This is a genomic window from Imperialibacter sp. (genome assembly GCF_048007035.1).
Lineage (GTDB): Bacteria > Bacteroidota > Bacteroidia > Cytophagales > Cyclobacteriaceae > Imperialibacter.
The window spans coordinates 4218569-4237404 of sequence record NZ_CP180355.1 but is presented as its reverse complement, the minus strand read 5'-3'; the positions used below and the strand labels follow the sequence as shown (position 1 = coordinate 4237404).

The 18836-nt window shown below is 47.6% G+C and carries 16 protein-coding genes; 10 read left to right on the top strand and 6 right to left on the bottom strand.

What is annotated here, in order from left to right; translation table 11 throughout:
- Positions 1–38: 38 nt before the first annotated feature.
- Genes ACMVP2_RS18255 through ACMVP2_RS18245 form a run of 3 tightly spaced genes read left to right on the top strand, consistent with a single transcriptional unit; the run spans position 39 to position 2857 of the window.
- The gene (locus ACMVP2_RS18255; RefSeq protein ID WP_339793950.1) at positions 39–917 is read left to right on the top strand and encodes a DUF58 domain-containing protein; all 879 of its coding nucleotides are present in this window, start codon (positions 39–41) and stop codon (positions 915–917) included.
- A gap of 16 nt (positions 918–933) precedes the next feature.
- The gene (locus tag ACMVP2_RS18250; protein ID WP_416864527.1) at positions 934–1803 is read left to right on the top strand and encodes a hypothetical protein; all 870 of its coding nucleotides are present in this window, start codon (positions 934–936) and stop codon (positions 1801–1803) included.
- Positions 1796–2857, top strand: a complete 1062-nt coding sequence (locus ACMVP2_RS18245) for a vWA domain-containing protein (RefSeq protein WP_226940465.1) — start codon at positions 1796–1798, stop codon at positions 2855–2857. The genes ACMVP2_RS18250 and ACMVP2_RS18245 overlap by 8 nt, the downstream gene beginning before the upstream one ends.
- 23 nt (positions 2858–2880) lie before the next feature.
- Here ACMVP2_RS18245 and ACMVP2_RS18240 read toward each other — a convergent pair whose 3' ends face one another.
- Complete coding sequence (locus ACMVP2_RS18240) at positions 2881–3945, bottom strand: LA_2272 family surface repeat-containing protein (RefSeq protein ID WP_416864526.1); 1065 nt, start codon at positions 3943–3945, stop codon at positions 2881–2883.
- A gap of 155 nt (positions 3946–4100) precedes the next feature.
- Between ACMVP2_RS18240 and ACMVP2_RS18235 the strand changes: the two genes are divergently transcribed.
- Together ACMVP2_RS18235 and ACMVP2_RS18230 are read left to right on the top strand one after the other, a co-directional pair.
- Complete coding sequence (locus tag ACMVP2_RS18235) at positions 4101–4652, top strand: sigma-70 family RNA polymerase sigma factor (protein ID WP_317490314.1); 552 nt, start codon at positions 4101–4103, stop codon at positions 4650–4652.
- A gap of 12 nt (positions 4653–4664) precedes the next feature.
- Positions 4665–5042, top strand: a complete 378-nt coding sequence (locus tag ACMVP2_RS18230) for a hypothetical protein (protein ID WP_339793958.1) — start codon at positions 4665–4667, stop codon at positions 5040–5042.
- Between the two features lie 165 nt (positions 5043–5207).
- Here the strand turns inward: ACMVP2_RS18230 and ACMVP2_RS18225 are convergent, their stop codons facing one another.
- Positions 5208–6770 (bottom strand): GH3 family domain-containing protein, encoded by a 1563-nt coding sequence (locus ACMVP2_RS18225; protein WP_416864525.1) that lies wholly within the window; start codon positions 6768–6770, stop codon positions 5208–5210.
- 97 nt (positions 6771–6867) lie between these two features.
- Between ACMVP2_RS18225 and ACMVP2_RS18220 the strand changes: the two genes are divergently transcribed.
- The gene (locus ACMVP2_RS18220; protein WP_416864524.1) at positions 6868–7551 is read left to right on the top strand and encodes a YggS family pyridoxal phosphate-dependent enzyme; all 684 of its coding nucleotides are present in this window, start codon (positions 6868–6870) and stop codon (positions 7549–7551) included.
- Positions 7552–7591: 40 nt separating this feature from the next.
- Positions 7592–7987, top strand: coding sequence for a DUF423 domain-containing protein (locus ACMVP2_RS18215; RefSeq protein ID WP_416864523.1), 396 nt, complete (start codon positions 7592–7594; stop codon positions 7985–7987).
- A 331-nt stretch (positions 7988–8318) separates the two neighbouring features.
- Here ACMVP2_RS18215 and ACMVP2_RS18210 read toward each other — a convergent pair whose 3' ends face one another.
- Together ACMVP2_RS18210 and ACMVP2_RS18205 are read right to left on the bottom strand one after the other, a co-directional pair.
- The gene (locus ACMVP2_RS18210) at positions 8319–11231 is read right to left on the bottom strand and encodes a PD-(D/E)XK nuclease family protein (RefSeq protein WP_416864522.1); all 2913 of its coding nucleotides are present in this window, start codon (positions 11229–11231) and stop codon (positions 8319–8321) included.
- Entirely contained in the window at positions 11228–14536 is a 3309-nt protein-coding gene (locus ACMVP2_RS18205) for a UvrD-helicase domain-containing protein (RefSeq protein WP_416864521.1), read from the bottom strand. Before ACMVP2_RS18205 ends, ACMVP2_RS18210 begins: the two co-directional genes overlap by 4 nt.
- Positions 14537–14669: 133 nt before the next feature.
- Here ACMVP2_RS18205 and ACMVP2_RS18200 point away from each other — a divergent pair, with 133 nt between their 5' ends.
- Entirely contained in the window at positions 14670–15197 is a 528-nt protein-coding gene (locus ACMVP2_RS18200) for a hypothetical protein (protein WP_416864520.1), read from the top strand.
- Positions 15198–15404: 207 nt separating this feature from the next.
- On the opposite strand, the gene ACMVP2_RS18195 is transcribed toward ACMVP2_RS18200, so the two are convergent.
- The gene (locus tag ACMVP2_RS18195) at positions 15405–17324 is read right to left on the bottom strand and encodes an ATP-binding protein (RefSeq protein WP_416864519.1); all 1920 of its coding nucleotides are present in this window, start codon (positions 17322–17324) and stop codon (positions 15405–15407) included.
- 3 nt (positions 17325–17327) lie between these two features.
- Positions 17328–17708: a hypothetical protein gene (locus tag ACMVP2_RS18190; protein ID WP_317490304.1), complete on the bottom strand. Its 381-nt coding sequence runs from the start codon at positions 17706–17708 to the stop codon at positions 17328–17330.
- 185 nt (positions 17709–17893) lie between these two features.
- Here ACMVP2_RS18190 and ACMVP2_RS18185 point away from each other — a divergent pair, with 185 nt between their 5' ends.
- Both ACMVP2_RS18185 and ACMVP2_RS18180 read left to right on the top strand, forming a co-directional pair.
- Positions 17894–18268, top strand: coding sequence for an iron chaperone (locus ACMVP2_RS18185; RefSeq protein ID WP_416864518.1), 375 nt, complete (start codon positions 17894–17896; stop codon positions 18266–18268).
- Between the two features lie 163 nt (positions 18269–18431).
- Positions 18432–18836 carry a heme-binding domain-containing protein gene (locus ACMVP2_RS18180; protein ID WP_416864517.1) on the top strand — a complete coding sequence of 135 codons (405 nt, stop codon included), beginning with the start codon at positions 18432–18434 and terminating at the stop codon, positions 18834–18836.

Here is an 18836-nt window from a genome sequence, read left to right as displayed (position 1 = left end):
CTAAATAAATTCTAACTTTAAACCCCAAACCAAGAGTGATGAAGGATTTCCTCAAGAAGCTGCGAAGATATGAGATTGAGATCAGGAAGGCAATCACCTCACAAATGCAGGGAGATTTTCATTCGATCTTTAAAGGCTCCGGTCTGGAGTTTGACGATGTGCGTCAATACCAGTACGGTGACGATATCAGAACCATAGACTGGAATGTGACCGCCAAAGGGCACGGTACCTTTGTGAAAACGTTCAAGGAGGAAAAGGAGCAGACGGTCTTCTTCATTCTCGACGTAAGTGCCTCGCAGGAAATTGGCGCCGACGGGCAGCAGAAAATAGATATTGGAAAAGAGCTCTGTGGGCTTTTGGCTCTTTCAGCCATTAAGGAGGGTAGCCAGGTTGGTGTACTATGTTATTCTGACCAAAAGGAAAAATATATCAAGCCAGCTAAGGGGCTGAGGCATGCCTATCAAATTATAGATAGCCTGTTTAATCTGAAGCCATCATCAACAGGTACCAATCTAAACCTGGGCATAAGAAGCGCCATGAACATGATTCACCGCAAAAGCGTGATCATTATGATCTCCGATTTTGTGGACGATGACTATCAACAGGGCATTAAGGCTTTAGCAAAAAAACACGACCTTGTGGTGATCCACCTGAGCGACAGGAGAGAAACACATTTCCCAAGATTGGGTATAGTGCCATTGTATGACAAGGAAAGCAAAAAAACGATTTGGGTGAACACTTCCGCCCCTGCCTTTCGTAAAAAAGTGGAAACCATCTATCAGGGAAATCAGTATGAACTTGAGAAGTTGTGCAAGAAGAATCAGGCCAACTACCTTTCTATAAGTACCGAAGAAGAATACGTGCCAAAATTGATCCGTTTGTTTAGAGTGAGAAATAAAGTCAGGAAAAGTGGGTAAAACAACGGTTTGTTTCATGGCTGCATGGCTGCTCAGTTGGGGCGCATTGCATAGCCAGTCGGTGAATGTTAAGGGATATTTTCTGGAAGACAGCGTGAAGCTGGGTAGCCCTGCCAGCTATGTGCTTGTAGCGGAGTATCCCGGCAGTATCAAAGTGCTATTTCCCGACTCTACGCATCGTTTCACCCCGTTCGAATTCAACAAACAAACGTTTTTTCCTTCCAAACTGAGAGATGGCTCAGTGGTGGATAGCGTCATTTATGAGCTTTCCACTTTTGAGCTGGAGCCCTACCAAAGCCTTCAGCTACCGGTGTTTCGCTTAAGAGAAAAAGACAGCTTGAAGGTGATGTCTAACATCGATTCACTGTTTATTGATGGTTTGCTGGACGAAATTCCACAGGATGCCAAATTAAAAGAAACTGTGGGCTACAGTCCGCTGGATTTCGCTTTCAACTATCCCTACCTCGTTATTGGTGGGATTCTCTTTCTCATCATTGCTATCACTCTTTTCCTTGTTTTTGGAAAAACGGTGAGGAAAAAGATCACCCTGTACCGGATGCGCAAGAAATATGAGAAGTTTTCTAATAGCTATACTGAGCAGTTGAGAGCCATTCGCAGCGAAAGCGATATCAGGGATGCCGAAATAACCCTTATACTGTGGAAGACGTATCTGGAATCGCTTGAAAAGATTCCCTACACCAAACTCACCACAAAAGAGATACTGAAAGGCGAAGAGAATGCACAACTTCAGACAGCATTGAAAAGTATCGACAGAAGCATTTACGGCCGAATAAACGACAAAGAATTGTTCAAGCAATTCGAGGTATTAGAAGACATTTGTCTGGATAAATACAAAAAGAAGGTAGAGGAGGTGAAACATGGATGAGGCAGCTATAAAAATGGCAGAGGAAACTCCGTGGTTCTTTCTAAAATGGTTTGCGCCCTCAACATTTGAAAATTTTGACTGGGCTTTTCCGGTAGTGCTTTATCTGCTACCTGCCGTGCCCCTACTTTTCCTTTTGAAATGGCTGTTAACGTTCAAAAGGCAACAGAAGCTGGACATTGCCCTTACCAAAACCGACCTAAGGTCTGATCCGCTTAGTGTGCTGAGGTTCTTACCCGGTTTGGTACTGTTTTTTACGTTTTTGCTGCTCATCATCGCTCTGGCGAGGCCGCAGAAGACGAACGAAAAAGTGGAGCAGTGGACGGAAGGCATCGATATCATGCTGGTGATTGACATTTCTGAGTCTATGCAAATTCAGGATTTTGAGCCCAACAGGCTGGAAGCGGCCAAGCAGGTGGCACGGGATTTCATTACAGGCCGGTTTCAGGACAGAATCGGTCTTGTGGTATTTTCCGGTGATGCATTTTCTATGTCGCCGCTCACCACCGATTACGACCTGCTTAACGCAAACATCAACACTGTAACGTTTGACTTAATTGAAAGCCGGGGAACGGCCATTGGCAGTGCTTTGGCAGTGGGCACCAACCGCATGCGTGAGTCAGATTCCAAATCGAAGGTGCTTATCCTGTTGAGCGACGGTGATAATACCGCTGGCAATATTGACCCCATCACTGCCGCAGAGCTTGCCAGGGCCTATGACATTAAGATTTACACCATTGCCATTGGAAAGGAAGGTCGTGTGCCTTTCGGTACCGACTTCTTTGGAAGAACCCGCTTTGTGGAGAATACACTCGACGAAACTACGCTGCGGGAAATTGCCCGAATTGGTGAAGGCAAGTTCTACAGAGCGATCGACAACGATGCACTGGAAAGAGTATTCCAGGAGATTAATGAGTTTGAAAAGGCTGAAATAAAAACGACCCAATTCAAGGACACGACCGATTTTTACACGGTCTACCTGAAATGGGCCATTGCGTTCTTATTGCTTTGGTTGCTGCTAAAAAGCAGCTTTATGAGCAATATACTGAGGGATTAAGGCCTCCAGCTTCGGCATGAGTGCTATTTGTCCTGATCAATTCTATCGCCTTTCCCCCCTCCAAAATGGGCGTTAATAATTGGTAACACTCTTAGCCCTTTCGGATTGTCTTTTACAATATTGATGAGACCTATTTGCATGCCACGAAGGCGATGAGTGGTGTTGACTATACCAATACTCAAGCCATTTTGAGTGCCCTGCACAGCATTAACGGCACTGATGGAAATCCCGTTCAATGAACTATCCGTTCCGCTCTCAACTTTCAGAAAAATCGGGGCAACTGTGATGCCTGACACCTGCTGACCGCCGATGGCCAGTGCTACATTGATGCCTCTGATTTTCTTCGAGCCCATGCCTACACCAGCAAAGTTAATACCGGTAAGTGACTCTCCGGCGCCAATTCCTACTAGCGCCAAGTTGACTCCTGTCATTTTCTGGCCGGCTCCCATACCAATTCCTGCTACATTAAGGCCAATGGCATTTTCAGAAGCACCCAGTCCTACCAGGGCAAGGTTAATTCCCTTCAGGCTTTCGCCAGCGCCTACGCCGATACCACCGAAGTTAAAGCCGACAGCGTTGCCAGAAGCTCCCATACCAACGCCTCCAATATTGATGCCTTTGATATCACCACCGGCGCCGACACCAACCAGACCCAGGTTAAACCCGGTAACATCGCCACCAGCGCCTACGCCCACACCGCCGATGTTTATCCCGGACAGTTTATTGCCCGCACCCACGCCAATGCCACCGATGTTAATGCCCGACACATTTCTCCTGGCGCCAACACCAAATATCCCGAGGCTTATCCCGCTCCTGTTTTCAGAGCCAAGCGCCATTGGAATCCCCACTGAGATGCCATTGACGTCACCAGTATGAAGTTCTTCGTCTTTGGGTGCCCAGGCGGTAATATTGATCCCATTCACCTTCTCCAGGTTGCTGTCTTTAAAATTGAAACGTATTCCGGTGAAACTTGGGAGGTTGCCAAATCCGATGCCGCCGTTCTTTGAGGGGATGCCAAAGCCCTGAGAAAAGGCGCATTGTGCCGAAAGAAGCAGCACAACCAGTGAAGAAATCGTAGTCTTTTTCATAGTCCGTTTTTGAGTTTTTATTGCCTGTTAGATGACCACCCATCCCGTTAGGTTGCACGGGCACGATAGATTTCTCAAGTTTTTTTAGAACCTTTAAAGTAAAATCAAACCTGCGTTCGTCTGCTTATTTGATGAACGAACCTGTTTCACTCACAATGACCGAAAGAAGATCTCAAAACATTGCTGAAGCATTAAAGCAATACGGGAAACGTCTGTTTGGTTTCATCAGATCGAGGGTGCGAACGCTGGAAGAGGCTGAAGATATCACACAGGAGGTGTGGTATCAATTCAGTAACCTGGTTGATGTGGAGTCGATAGAGCAGGTAAATGCCTGGCTATTCCGGGTAGCCAGAAACAAGATTACCGACAACTACCGAAAGAAGAAGGTTGATCTTCTGGACGATCAGGCTTTCGAAGATGATGGCGACGGCGATTACATGCTGAGAGACCTTTTGCCATCGGAGGAAGATGTGCCTGAGCTTGAAAACCTGAAGGAAATTTTCAGAAAAGAGCTTTTCGCAGCGCTTGAGGAGCTCCCTGTCAACCAGCAGCAAGTCTTTATCTGGAACGAAATCGAGGATATGACTTTCCAGGAAATGTCAGACCTAACAGGAGAGAACATCAAAACTTTGATATCAAGGAAACGATACGCAGTGCAGCACCTTAGAAAAAAGCTGCTGCCGCTTTACAATGAATTAATGAATTAAAATAACATAGTTATGTATACTGAAAATAAGTTCAACCGTGGTAAACACTGGGCGAAGAAGATCGGGCTGATCATCGTGCTTGTGCCGCTTTTCGTGTTCGTGTTTGGCTTTGTTGTCATGACGCTTTGGAACTATACCCTTCCGGCTCTGTTTGGCATTAGCACTATCACATTCTGGCAGGCGATTGCCATTACCATCCTTTCGAAAATCCTCTTTGGCGGATTTCATGGCGGTAAGGGGCACAAACAAAGCCATAACAGGAGCGACTACTGGAAACACCGCTGGAAAAATATGTCGGAAGAAGAGAGAGAAAAGTACAAGAACCGCTGGAAGAACTGGTGTGATACAAGGTGGGATGATGAGCGGAAGGATACTGAAGAGCAAAGCTGAGGTGAGAGTTCCCATGATTACCTTAGCGGAATAATCATCCCAATTCCTTCGGGCCCGAGGTTTACATTTTGTAAAATTCGGGCCCAATCTTTTTAATGTTATTCTGAATCAGGTGCCGCACTGAGAAAACCCTGGCCAAAGATGCGGTTATCACGTAGCTCCTTTTCAGCCACCCTTTAATTCCACATTCTCCTCCACCAAAAAGGCCTTCCAGCTTTCCAACTTTTCCTTTTTCAATACACGTGGAAATTTGTTTTGACCGCCCTCTTTGCCCTGCGCTTTCATCCATTTGTAGAAGAGTTGCGATGGAATCAGCTCCACAAAAATCTCTTTCAGGGCAGCAGTGCGCTCCACTTTGTAGTCATCGTTGATCTCCTTCAACCTGGCATCCAGCCTTTCTTTGAACAGCTTTGGGTCGGTTTCGTCTTCAATGCCTATGTACCACCGATGAGCAAAAAGCGACCCGTACTTTTCACCTGTGACAGTAAACTCCTTCACCCGGATATTCAGCTCATCCGACACCAGCTCCACAGCTTTGTTCATATTGTCCATCGACAAATGCTCCCCGCAGAGGCTGAGGAAATGCTTGGTTCGGCCAGTGATCATGATCTCACAGTCGTCTTTTGACACAAACTTGATCGTGTCGCCAATCAGGTATCGCCAGGAGCCCGAATTGGTAGAAATGAGCAATGCATACTCTTTCCCTTCCTCTACTTCGTCGATTTTATAGGTTTGCGGGTTATCGACCATTTCTCCCTCGGCTGTAAAGTTGGTTTCGTTGAAAGGAATGAATTCATAGAAGATGCCATTGTTCAGCACCAATCGCATCGATTTTGAGAATGGGATATACTGGAAGCCAAAGAAACCTTCGGAAGCCAGGTAGGTTTCCATGTAAATGAGGGGCTTGGCCAGCAATTTTTCAAAGCTCTTTCGGTAAGGATCCATCGAAACGCCACCATGAACGAAAATGGTCAGGTTCGGCCAGATATCGTGGATGGTTTTGACTTTGTAATGGTCAATGATCCTTTCCATAAGGATTTGAAGCCACGCCGGCACTCCTGAAATGATGCCTATGTCCCAATCCTTCGCCTTTAAAGTAATCTCTTCGATTTTTTCGTTCCAATCCCTGGTTTTAGCAATTCGCTTGCCTGGCTTATAAAAATGCTGAAACCAGAAAGGAATCTGCCCGGCAGTGATACCGCTCAAGTCGCCCTCGAAATAAGATCCATTTCGCTGAAGTTGTGTGCTACCACCCAGCATCAATATGCCGGCAGAAAACACCTCGTCGGATACGTTGTATTTGGAGAGGGTAAGGATTTGTCTGATGCTGGTTCTCTGGATGGACTTGATCATGTCCTTAGTGACAGGAATGTGCTTTGACGCCGACTCTGAAGTACCTGAGCTAAGCGCAAAGTACTTTACCTTTCCCGGCCAGCACACATCCGGCTTTCCCTGCATCAGCTTGTGCCACCAGTTGGCATACATGCTGCTATAATTATGAACAGGAATGTTTCTTTTAAACTCGTCGTAAAAGTGATTGCTGTGTTTGTGCTTGAAGCTGGTCAAAAGCTCATTGAAATGATAGGCCTGGCCAAATTCCGTGCCTCGGGCCTGTATCAATAATTTCCTGAGCTCCATCTTCTGAAGGTCGGCCGGAAACGAGTAATCCTGCTCCAAACTTTCCCTCAGTCTAATTCCCTTCTTTAATAGCTTTCCTATTATCTCCATAAACCGGCAGCAATTGAATTTAATTAGAAAGTTACACAACAAAACATGGAATCAGTAACTCCCTTGATTAATTTTGGATTACGAAAATCGCTAGAAAATGGATATTGATATTGGCAGAAATCTTCAAACTTTTTTAAGCACCATCGATCAAAATAAAGCTAAGTTGATTGCGGTAAGCAAAACAAAGCCCGTAAGCCTCATTATGAAGGCATACGAAGCAGGCCAAAGGGAATTTGGTGAAAATAAGGTGCAGGAGATGGTGGAAAAGCATGAAGAGATGCCAAAAGACATACACTGGCATTTGATTGGGCACTTGCAAACCAATAAGGTGAAATACATAGCCTCTTTTGTTCACCTGATCCATAGTGTAGACAGCGAAAAACTACTAAGAACCATTGACAAGGAAGCAAAAAAAGCCAATCGGGTGATCGACTGTTTGTTACAGGTGCACATTGCGGAGGAAGAAACTAAGTTTGGGCTGTCGGATGAAGAAGTGAAGCTGCTGGTAAGCCCAGAGGTATTGGACGGCCTGCCTAACGTTCGTATTGTGGGCCTGATGGGCATGGCTACCAACACGGAAAGTGAGGAGCAGGTTAAAAAAGAGTTTCGTCATTTGAAGGCGCTTTTCGAAGAATTGAAATCTACAACCAACCACCCCAGAGTCACCATGGCTGAATTATCTATGGGCATGAGTGGCGACTACCAGCTTGCTATTGAAGAGGGCAGCACGATGGTGCGTGTGGGAAGTGCTATTTTTGGTCAAAGGAATTATTCAGCATAAATCGTAGTTTGTCACAACACCACCCAGCAGCAGATCAATCATGTCAGATTCAGTGAACAAGGATGCCAAAAGAACCCTTATCGTAGCTTCGGTCTTCGGCGCACTTGCTGTAGGCATCGGAGCCTTCGGCGCTCATTCGCTCAAAGCTCATTTGTTGGAAATTGGCCGGTTCGACACCTTTGAAACTGCCGTGCGGTATCATTTTTATCACACTTTCGCCCTGCTGGTGGTTGGCTTGCTCCAGTTGCGCTTCAACAACAAGTACCTCAGTTGGTCTGCCACCTGTTTTCTTGCTGGCATCCTTCTCTTCAGTGGCTCTCTTTATACGTTGTGCCTGGCCCCCAGCCTTGCGTATCTGGGCATTATTACTCCCTTTGGAGGCCTATTCTTTATTGCTGGCTGGCTGATCACGGCTTTTGGCGTCAGCCGCCAATAAACCTCTAAATAGCTTTTCGCCCTTTTGTAACAGCTAAGCCTCCGCTTGTCCGACAAAAGAAAATATTTATTCTTAAATATGAATAATTTAATTTTTTTTTATACTTTTCGTATAACATAAATGGATTAACTCCGTTAAAGCCATGTAGGTTGTTACTGAAATTGGAAATAGGTAGGCAATCAAAAAGAGACTAACTGTTAAACAGCATATATGAATCCATTTGTTCACTCATGTGAACGTCCCAGCTATGGAGTATAAAAGTTAAGGTTAGGTTGATTAGTATTAGTTGTCATAAAAAGTCTTCCCCATTGGGGAGGACTTTTTTTTTGATTCAGTCCCGATGGCAAATGGAATTGTAAGGGCAATTTTTGCACTTCTTCAGATCATCGGTCTGGTCGAAGGGTGTTTCCTCGTCAAAAATTTCATCAAGTAATGTTTTCAGTCCGTCCGCAAATTCGGGCATAAAAGGCCTGATGTCCTGCACCAGGGTGCCCCTCCCTCTCGACCCTTCCGCCTTTAGCTCAAGCTCTACCTGAAAATTGTCGTTGAAAAGCTCCCGGCTATTGTACAGACCGGCCAGCACCTTGATGTCTTCGGCAACGGCGTTTCTATTGAGATAAAGCATGCCGTAGTAGAAGGTCTGCATGGCTGCCTTGTTTCGCTTCGGGTGCTCCCGGTCAAAAAGAGTGTCAATGCCGTAAAAAACCTTGTTGTCTGCGCCGCTTTTGTAATCCATTACCCGCACCAGGCCTTCTTTGCAGTCGACCCTGTCGATGATCCCTTTAAGTTTTACTTTTCGCTCGCCCGTTAGCTGAAAATCAAGCGGAAGCTCGTCCAGTTCCAAACCAAGTATTTCAAACGGCGCATAACTTTCGTCGTTCTTCAATATCTCCATTGTCAGCTTTCTGGCGATGGATTGTGCAATGAGGTTTCGCCCTTCTGCTTTGAACTGTTTGCCTGTGCCCAGACTATAGTGCATTTCAAAAGCCTTTTGCAAGGCTTCTGGAACACCTTTTCTTATACCATCGAAGTCGCTCTTTTCAATTTCTGAAGACCCTTTCTTTTCTATAAAGTCGGCATACAAAAACTCTAACGCATGGTGAAGGATGTTCCCAAATACGGCCGGATCTATCTCTGCCTGCACCTCTTCTGGTTCATACAACCTGGCCACGTGACGGAAGTAAAAACGCAAACGACAGTCAAGGTAAGTGTTGAGTGCAGATGGTGACAGTCGTTGGTGAGCCGACGACTCATCATCGGTGACCAAAAACTCACCAAGCCTTGCCAGTACCTCATTCGTCTTTCGTATCAGAATCGGTTGGGGCACGCTGATGGCCACATCACTGCTCAGCGATTTGTATTTGATATGCTCACCGTGCACTGTCTCATACCTGAGCTGGTATAGCAGGCGGCTCTGCTCTCCTTTCAGGTTGGTTTCGTTACTGGTATTGTGCAGGAAGGTAACCTTTTCGGCCCTTTGCAGCAGGCGATAAAACAGGTAGCTGTAGAAAGCGTCCTGCTGATCGAAAGTGGGTAGACCAAAGCCCTTCCTGAGATTGTAGGGCACAAAAGACTGCGTAGCAGCCTCCGCTGGCCAGTAGCCCTCGTTCATGCCCAGCACGAAGACCTGCCTGAAGTCGAGGTTACGGGTTTCGAGCACGCCCATTACCTGCAGGCCTTTGAGTGGTTCGCCGCTGAACGGAATCCGCACCGCCTGCGCCACCTTTCGGAACAGCTTTTGAAAAAGGGTCACGTCAGGAGCCTCGTTACCGACAAGCAGCGTTTTCAACCGCATTAGCTGTTCATGAAACTTGATGATATATTCTACCTCGAGGTCAGCCTGTTCCGGCTGGTTCTCCTGAAGCGAATCGTATAAGAGATTCAGCAGTGCAAGCAAATGGTCAAGCGGCGACGCTTCCGAATAGAACAACGTCTTGATAAAACTTCCGGCATTAGCAAAATCGGCCTTATCCAGTGAGATGATATTGTCTTTTTCGATGGTATAAATAAGGCTGCTTGCTTCTTTCGTAACCGTGGAGAAAACATAAGGGTGTCTCAAAATCGCCAGGACATCCCTGTAGGAATAGGCTTCGAAGGCTTTGTCGCCATCTCTCTTTGTCCTCGTGTTCTTGCGTAGGTCGAGCACCGCATCCAGCAACCCAAAAAGTGGTGTATCCTTCAACGGATAGCCCATGGTGATGTTCACTTGCTTCACGCCTTCCGGCAGAGAATTGAGCACCGGAAACAGGAAATGCTCCATAGGCATGACAACGACCGTTTCTTCAGGTACCCAGGACGGATCTTTTGCCAGCTCTTCTAATCGTTCGCCCACGTATTTGGCTTGCCCTATCTCCAGCGACACGCCAACAGCATCGATGTCCTTCGGCTTTTCGAAGTTGGCGGGGATTTCTGCCGGGAAGGTTTTGCCCAGCAACGTATCTTCTTTGTACTGCCTGAAAAACTGACCCGACTCCTGCTGCCCCGACCGAACGTAATAGTCGTCCATGTCCCAGAAAATGCGGGCGTTGGTTTCTCTCACAAAGTACTTCAGCACAGCCTCCTCGGCAGAAGTCAGCGCATTGAAGCCAGCGAACCAAAACTGTGAATCGCCCTGGACGGGATCGAAAGTATCAGCATTGCAGGCCTCGGCAATGCTGCGATACACCATACCCTTGTAGGCAAGCTTCCTGTCGGTAAGTCGCATGCGGTAATCCTGATAGATAGGCACCAGCAGCCTCCATGTCTTCAAAAAGTGAAGCTGGTCTCCTTTGGCCTGAGGCATAAAGCTTTTCCAGAACGACTGAATCACCAGCCGCTCTTCGTCGCCCAGGTAAGCAAAAGCGTCATCGAGTTCCTTCTGGGTCTGTATGCTTTGAAAGAGGTGATCCGGCTCCACAAGGTATTGGTCAATATCCTCAAAGTCGCCCACCAGCACTTCGCCCCAGAAAAAGAACTTTTCCAGCGATTCCGCCTCAGGGTTGACCTTTCGGTAAGCGCTGTACATCTCGTACACCAGTGTAAGCTTATCGGCAATTTGGACGTCTGTATATTGAAACAAGAAGTCCTCAAGGCTGTATATTTCCGGCGCCCACACTGGGTTCTTGATCTTTCGTGCCAATGCCCGGCGCAGGAACAGGCCCGCCCGGCGGTTGGGGAAAATCAGCTTTACCTTGCCCAGGTCTTCGCCCCCTTCGGCGATGAGTGCATCGGCAATCTCTTCCAGAAATGTTCGCTGCTGGCTCATGCTACCTGATTGATTTTTAGTTCGTCGATATACACCAGGAAGCCAGTCACCTTGGCATAGCCCATACCAGAGAGCAAACTCACATATTCCGTTGCCTGCCGGACATGGTTATTGGAAGGCATCCCGGTCTTGAATTCTATCAGCACCGCCTCGTCCGCTTTCAGCAACACCCTGTCGAAGCGCCTGATGTTGCCGCTCATAGGCAGTACAGGACTTTCAGTTCGCACTTCCCAATCTCCACCGTACCAACCTTTCATTTCAGGCAGGTTGAACAATCTTTCAAGCTGCTGCTGAATGGAATGCTGTTCTTCCTTGTCCATTGGCTCCAATGGCAAGAGGTCGGTCAATACTTTTTGGAGATCGTCCTGATGTCTGATATGAGAAAGCAGCCGGTGATAGACCGTCCCTCGTTGGGTGGAAACGAGGCTTTTCTCCCTGACACCTTCGTCAAGTGTGCCGCCTTGCAAGCGGATGCTGAGCCTGTTTCGCCAGTTGGTGGAAAGGTAGTTTTTGAGGCCGACCGTGGGCTGTCTGTCCCCGATCTGCTCGTCGTCGTACAACGGCAGGCCCCCAATTTGTACTGAGTAGCTGGCTACATCTATTTCCGGCGCAGGTGTGATAGCGAAGTCCTCGGTGCTCTCATCAAGGAAGAGCTTGTAGAGTAAATCCGATACTTTATTGATGCTGAAGCCTCCTGACTTATTGAACTTGGGCAAAGGCGCATAAATGTAAAGCGCTTCCTCTGGCCGGGTGAGGGCCACGTAGAGCAGGTTAATATTGTCGAGGTAGATCTGCATTTTCTCCTGATAGTAAGCCTCGGCAAAGTAAGTGGCGGTCAGTTTACTGGAGTACCGCACAGGGTAGTACGGCAGTCTGTCGAAGGGCGAAATAGCCGGAGCTTCACACCACAGCACCTCTTCGAGCTTGTGGTCAAAGTCCCAGCTACAGAATGGCACCAGCACAGCCTTGAACTCCAGGCCTTTGGCTTTATGGATGGTCATGATACGTATGGCGTCCTGCTCTTCCGGCACCTGCACGCTGCGACGGGCACCAGTATCAGTCCACCACTGCAGGAAGGAACCCACATCACCCCGGTTGTTTTTACTGTACTCCAGCAGGGCATCCTGAAAGCCCTGGAGATAGGGAAACTCTCTTGGGTATTCCGTCAGGCCGAATAAACCAATCAAGCGCTCGGTCAGCTCTAGCAACGGCACCTTCAGCAAGGCAGGCAGTTCTTCAATAAAATCCGCTGGCAGCAACTGCTCAAAATCTGCCTGCTTTTCTTGGTTGCCTGCCCAAATAAATAGTTCCGACAGTCCGGGCACAGACTTTTTGGTAAGAAAATGATGGTATTCGTACACTAGCTGTGCCAGGGCCAGGTTGTTCTTTGGGTTGTACAAATGGCTGAGGGCAGACAAGAGCAACCGCACGACCGGCGACGCACCCAGGTAAAGCGACTCTGGTGAAATGACGTCATAGCGCTTCTTGCCTGTTGCTGTTTCCTTTTTCTCCAGCAGGGCTTTGGCCATCTTGCGACCTTCCTCTGCCCGCCTCACCAAGATGCAGATGTCTCGCAGTGCATAGTTCTTCTGCTGGAGATGTTCTATGGTGGTGATGGCCTCCTGTATGGCTTTGTCATCCCAGCTACCTGCCGCCTCTGAGTCGTCCTCTTCTTCAAGAACTTCACTTTCAAACCATTGTAGCTTAACTAGTCCACCAATATTGCTTTCCTTTCCCTGCCCTTGTGCTGCTTCATGGTACGACAAGCGGAATCGTTCCAGCTCTTTCTCTACCCTTGCCTGCATGGCTGGCTCAGGAATAGAAGAAGCGCCCTCCAACAGCAGATCGGCAAGGAAGTTCGGAGCCAGGTCAAAGAGTTCGTTATTGAAGTTGATGATATTGGTTTTACTCCGCCAGTTGTTTTGCAGCTGCTCGGCCTGGGTATACACCTCGCCAATGTCGGTGGCCACCTGATCAAGCAGTAGCTGGGAGTCGCCACCCCGCCAGCGGTAAATAGACTGCTTTACGTCACCTACCACCAGGTTTTTGTAGCCTTGCGCCAGGCTGTTTTCCACCAAAGGGCGGAAGTTGCGCCACTGGAAGCCGGAGGTGTCCTGAAACTCGTCGATGAGGTAGTGACGGTAAAAGGTACCCGCCTTTTCGTAGATATAGGGCGTTTCGTTATCGCCAATGATGCGGTTGAGAAAGTCGGGCGCATCGGAGATAAGCATCACCTCCTCCTCATCCCGGTAGTCCCCCAGGTTGCGGCTGAGGTCGGAAATGATGCCCAGCGTGTACAGGTAGCGCATGACCTGGATGGCGCTGTTGTAGGCCAGGATATTACGGTCGTTGTAGTCGATCATGCCATTGTAAGCGGCCAGAATACCTCCTTCCAGCGCCTGCTCCAGCTGGGGCCTGATTTTGCTGGTTTTGGTGATCCATGCATCAAGGTTGTCGGTGGCGCCCCGGCGGGTATCGGAGATTTCGTATTCGTTTTTAGCAAACTTGGCAAACAGGCCAGCCGGGCCACTACCTCCACGGCTGAAATCTGCGACGGTAAGCCTGTGCTGTTCCAGCACCTTGTCAAATTTGACAATAAAGCCTTTCACCGTGTTTTCAAAAACGGCCTGCAGCTCCTGCATGCCTTTCATGAAGAGCTGTACCCGGTTGTCGTCTTTGGCGACTTCGGCCAGCATGGGAGCCACTACTTTAAAGCGTTCCTTAAAGAGCTCCCTACCCAGGCTGCGGATGTCTTTGCGAATGTCCCACGACTTGCCCTGCTGCAGTTTGTCCTCGGCAAACTGCGTGAGCCAGCGGGTGAGCTGGGGGTTGTCGCCCACCTCCAGCAGCATCCGGTCGATGATTTCGTCCAGCACCTTTTCCTGGTCCAGCTCCAGCGTCACGCCGCCCTGGATACCCACCTCCCTAGCAAAGGCCCGCAGCACCCGCTGGAAGAACTTGTCGATGGTGCTGACATTGAAATGGCTGTAGTCGTGCAGAATGGCTGTGAGGCTGTCGTCGGCCTTTGTTGAAAGTAGTTTATCAGAAATTCCCAGAATATTCCGAATTTCTACACGTAGCCCCTGGCCTCCACCTTCCTCAAGTTCATGCAATTTTTCCACCACACGCCTTTTCATTTCGGCGGTTGCTTTGTTGGTGAAGGTTACGGCAAGAATATGTCGAAAATAAGTTGGGTACTGGAGTGCCAAAAGAATGTACTCCCTAGCCAGCGTGTAGGTCTTTCCTGAGCCAGCAGAGGAGCGGTAGATGATGAAGGACTTGGTGGCTTCCGGTTTAGGAGTCATTGGGGTAAATATAGGCGTATGAAGGCGAGAAGAAAAAGATTAATTCTAGTCGATTTTTGGCTTGTAGAAGCCAACTGATTTTGATCTTACCAAAATACGTTATATTTAATACTCACACACCAGCACGTCGGTAATGGAAGGTTCTTTAGGAAAAGAATTTGAAGAAATCATCAATAATAGCAATGGTCCGCTGACTTTCACGGTAGAATCGGTACGTCCTGAGAAATCACATTTCGCTCTGCAAATCAAAATCAAGAACATCACCAAAGCTATAAAACAACCCTTGATTAAAAAGGCCTACTTTGTTACAAAAAACAGAAACCAATTCGATGGAAAAGCGGTAGGTCTTTTTGAAAATAAATCTGAATTTCATTCAATGGGAGAGATACTTCCTGGCCTGAGCAAAATGCAAGAATTCCATTTCGAACCAAACTGCGACCATTTTAACCGTTCTGATGTTGTAATTATCCAGTTTGTCGATGAAGGTGAACTCATCGTAGTAGGCAATTGTATTGGTCGACATTTTAAAATAGAAAAAAGTCTAAATCACAAAATATCACAAACCGAAGATGGCAAGTCAGGCTTTTTAAGTGGGTGCTTTAAGTTCTTCATTATGTTTATTGTTATGGTAATTCTTATGATACTGTTATTTTCGTTTTAACTCTCTCTTCCGCAAGCCTGTCTGTAAAATGTGTAATTCATATGTCTTTTAAACCTGAAAAGGTTACATTTTGAAAATTATGATAGCGGAGAGACGCCGAAATTAAGAACCCACAAGCCTGCCCGGCCGGGGAAGACCCTTGCGGGATGGGAGGGTTACGCTCTCGCTAAACTTGCGGTAGGGTACGCCAATCACACTTGCCTGCACCTATTCGGATGCCCCAGCCTTCGGCAAATACACCCTAAACGTAGTCCCCACTCCCTCCTCGCTTTCCACTTCAATGCGGCCTTTGTTCATGTCCACAAACTCCTTGACAAGGTTGAGGCCAAGGCCCACTCCTTTTTCGCCGCCAGTTCCCCAATGGCTGCGGCCTGCGTCAAAGCCAAAAAGCGTCTCCATTTTCTCAGCCGGGATGCCAATGCCGGAGTCCGAAACAGCAATAACACTCTCCTTTCCTTCTAAGCCCAGTGATAGCCCCACCGTGCCTCCTTTTTTGGTAAATTTCAGTGCATTGTTGAGCAGGTTTCGGATGATGGTGGACACGCTGTTTTTGTCGGCAAACACATTGACGGTGCCAGGTAAATCGCTGGTGAGGGTGATTTGCTTGGAGACAGCCATGTTTTCGATCATGCTCAAATTCTCCTGACATAGTCGGGTAAGATCAAGCTCTTCCGGTTTATTGGGGAATTTCCCCTGCTGGCTCATGGCCCAGTGCAGCAGGTTATCGAGCAGGGCGGATAACTCAATGGCAGACTTATCAAGCATTTGGCTGATCTCAACAAGGTCGCTGGTGTCGCCACTTTCGAGGCTGAGCTCAATGAGTCGTACAAAGCCATGAAAATTACCAACGGGCCCCCGGATGTCGTGCGAAATAATCGAGAAGAATTTGTCTTTCGTATTATTCAACTCTTCAAGGCGGTCCCGCTGAGAGGCAATAATTCTCCTTCTTTCCCTTGATATTTTAATGGCCCGGTTCCGAAGCCTGTACAACCTGAACAGTACGTACACCAAAATAACAACCAGCACCAGCACGATGGCAATAGCTATCAGAATGATCCGTTGGTTTCGGGCCTGAGCTTGCAATAGGTCCACCTCAATTTGCTTCTGCCCTACCTCGAACTCGGTCCGAAGATCGGCCATTTCCTGAATCACATCTTCGTTTTTTATACTATCCCGGTAGGTGATGTATTGATGCAAATAAGTATAGGCCTTTTCGTGGTCACTCATCTCACGGTAGAGCTCCGAAAGCCTGAGGCTGGCATCACGAACTCTTTCCTGAAGACCGTCAGCTTCAGCATACTGCAGGGCTTCTTGCAACAATTTCTCTGCACTTTTGAAGTCCTTCTTTTGAAGATAAATGTCAGCCATTTCAGTCTGAAACTCCGTAATGGCATACGAATCACTCAGCTCTATCAGTATTTGAATGGCTTCAGCCAGGTATTGCTCAGCCTTTTCAGCAGCACCTGTCCTTGCATAAACGAGCCCGGAATTGCCCAGATTGTAAGCCTTCCCTACCAGAAAATTCTTTCGTTCATAAATCTGACCAGACTCGTCGAAGAAGAACAGCGCACTGTCGTAGTTGGCTACCCGGTAGTATTCATAGCCGGTATTGAGCAAGGCAGCCGCCAGGGTAAGCGAGTCGCCGGAATCTCTAAGTATGCCAACAGCTTTCCTTTTGTATTTGATCCCTTTTACATGGTCGCCCATATCACCATAAACACCCGCAATAGACAAAAAAGCCCCTCCTATTCCAGTCTGATAATTACCCTTCTGGGCCATTTCGACACTTTTGAAATACTCGGCAATAGCCAGATCAAAGTCGCCCTGAAACTTCAGCGCATTACCCTTTTGTAAATGCCCTCTATGCAACCAAACGTAGCTGGAGTGCTTTGTGGCAAGCTCAATCAGCTGCTCCGCATACTCAAGCATCTCGCCTGGCCTGGTCGATTGGAAGGCAATGCGTCGCAAAATTTCAAATTTGGCCGAGTCGGGCACAGTTGTGGTTTCCAACACCTGTATAAGACTATCGGCTTCGTGTTGATCCTGGGCAGAAGTGTCAGCATAAAAAAAGAGGTGGAGGCCCGCAGCACACAAGCAGGCCCTCCAAATTGCAAACTGTTTCCACATTTTTCAGGAATTCACCTTAATATCCGGATCCAGGGTATAGGTATTTCCATTCGCCTTAAAGCCGATGGTGTAGCTTTCTGATTTTCCTGGCTTATCTCCAACTGTACCTGCCCAATTTGGGCTTGAAGGAAGCGACTCGAATACACCAACAGCGCCCCCCAGGTAGGCAAATGAGCTGATCGCTACTGCTGAAGTGTTGTTTTTCGAAGAAATATGAAATATGACGGTGTCGCCTGGATTTGCATGCACGGTAAAATCGGTACTCGACCCGGTGTCGGCATCAAGGCATGAGTCGTAAAGCAGGCAGGCAGCCGCTGGTGATTGAGATGGATCTGACGGCAGAGCGTCAGTGTCGATCACCAACGTAACATGAATAGTTGACATAAGATTAGCTGTATTGAAATGGTTAGAAATAAAATAACGCTCTTAAATCTCTCAATAAAAAAATAGAAATCAATATTAATTTCCCGGTAATACCCAACTGACCCGATTTACTTTCTGTTTCCAAAAATAAAACCATTGAAGTCCAATTTATTATCTTTCGTTTGTCGTTGACAAAACCAACGCCTATGGCACCACCTAAAGCACAAAGCATTGACGAGTACATTTCAAACGCCCCAGAAGCGCTTCGGGAACGGCTTTTCCAACTGCACGATTGCATTGTTGCCCTAGCTCCTGCCGCCGAGCAAGGCATCAAATGGCGTATGCCAGCATATACCGCCAAGAGGATTCTGGTGACCTGGGCCGCCTTCAAAAATCATATTGGGTTCTACCCCACGCCGTCTGTGGTCGCTGCTTTCACCAACGAACTGAAGCCTTACAAAACAGCTGAAGGGTCGGTACAATTCCCACACAACAAAGAGCTACCCTTTGCTCTTATCGGCGAGATGACCAAGCTAAGACTAAAAGAATGTGAAGAGGACGATGCTAAGTGGAAGGTGTAGCCGTCAGGCTAAAAACGTCATCCCACGCCCAAGTGCTAAAATGACGTGGCAATAGCAGAGTGGAGCTTCAAATCAAAATGCAAAGAAGGGGGCTACAATTTTTTTATGTATGGATGTCCATACATACCGATATTTAATATATTAGAGTGAAAAACTACATGCTATGAAAAAATTTACTCTACTTGCCGGAGCTCTCCTGCTGTTCGCTGCGTCAGGAATGGCTCAGGAAAAAGAACCTACAAAAATCCTGCTGGTGCCCGAAGCCGACGCTGGCAAAACAGTGGCATTCACTCTTGAAGCCATGTCGGTGATTGAAGCAAAATGCCTGGGCTGCCACTCTCCCTCGGGAAAAAGCGACAAAGCCAAAGAGAAACTACAATGGGAGAAGCTGCAAACCCTGAGCGGTGCCGATGCCATGGCTAAGCTTGACGAGCTTTTGGAAGTGCTCGACAAAGGAGAAATGCCTCCTGCGAAAATGGTGGAGAAGTACCCCAATATGAAACTGACCGAGGAAGAGTCAGCCAAGTTGCACAAATGGGCCGAAGCTGCGCTCGCTAAATTAGAATAA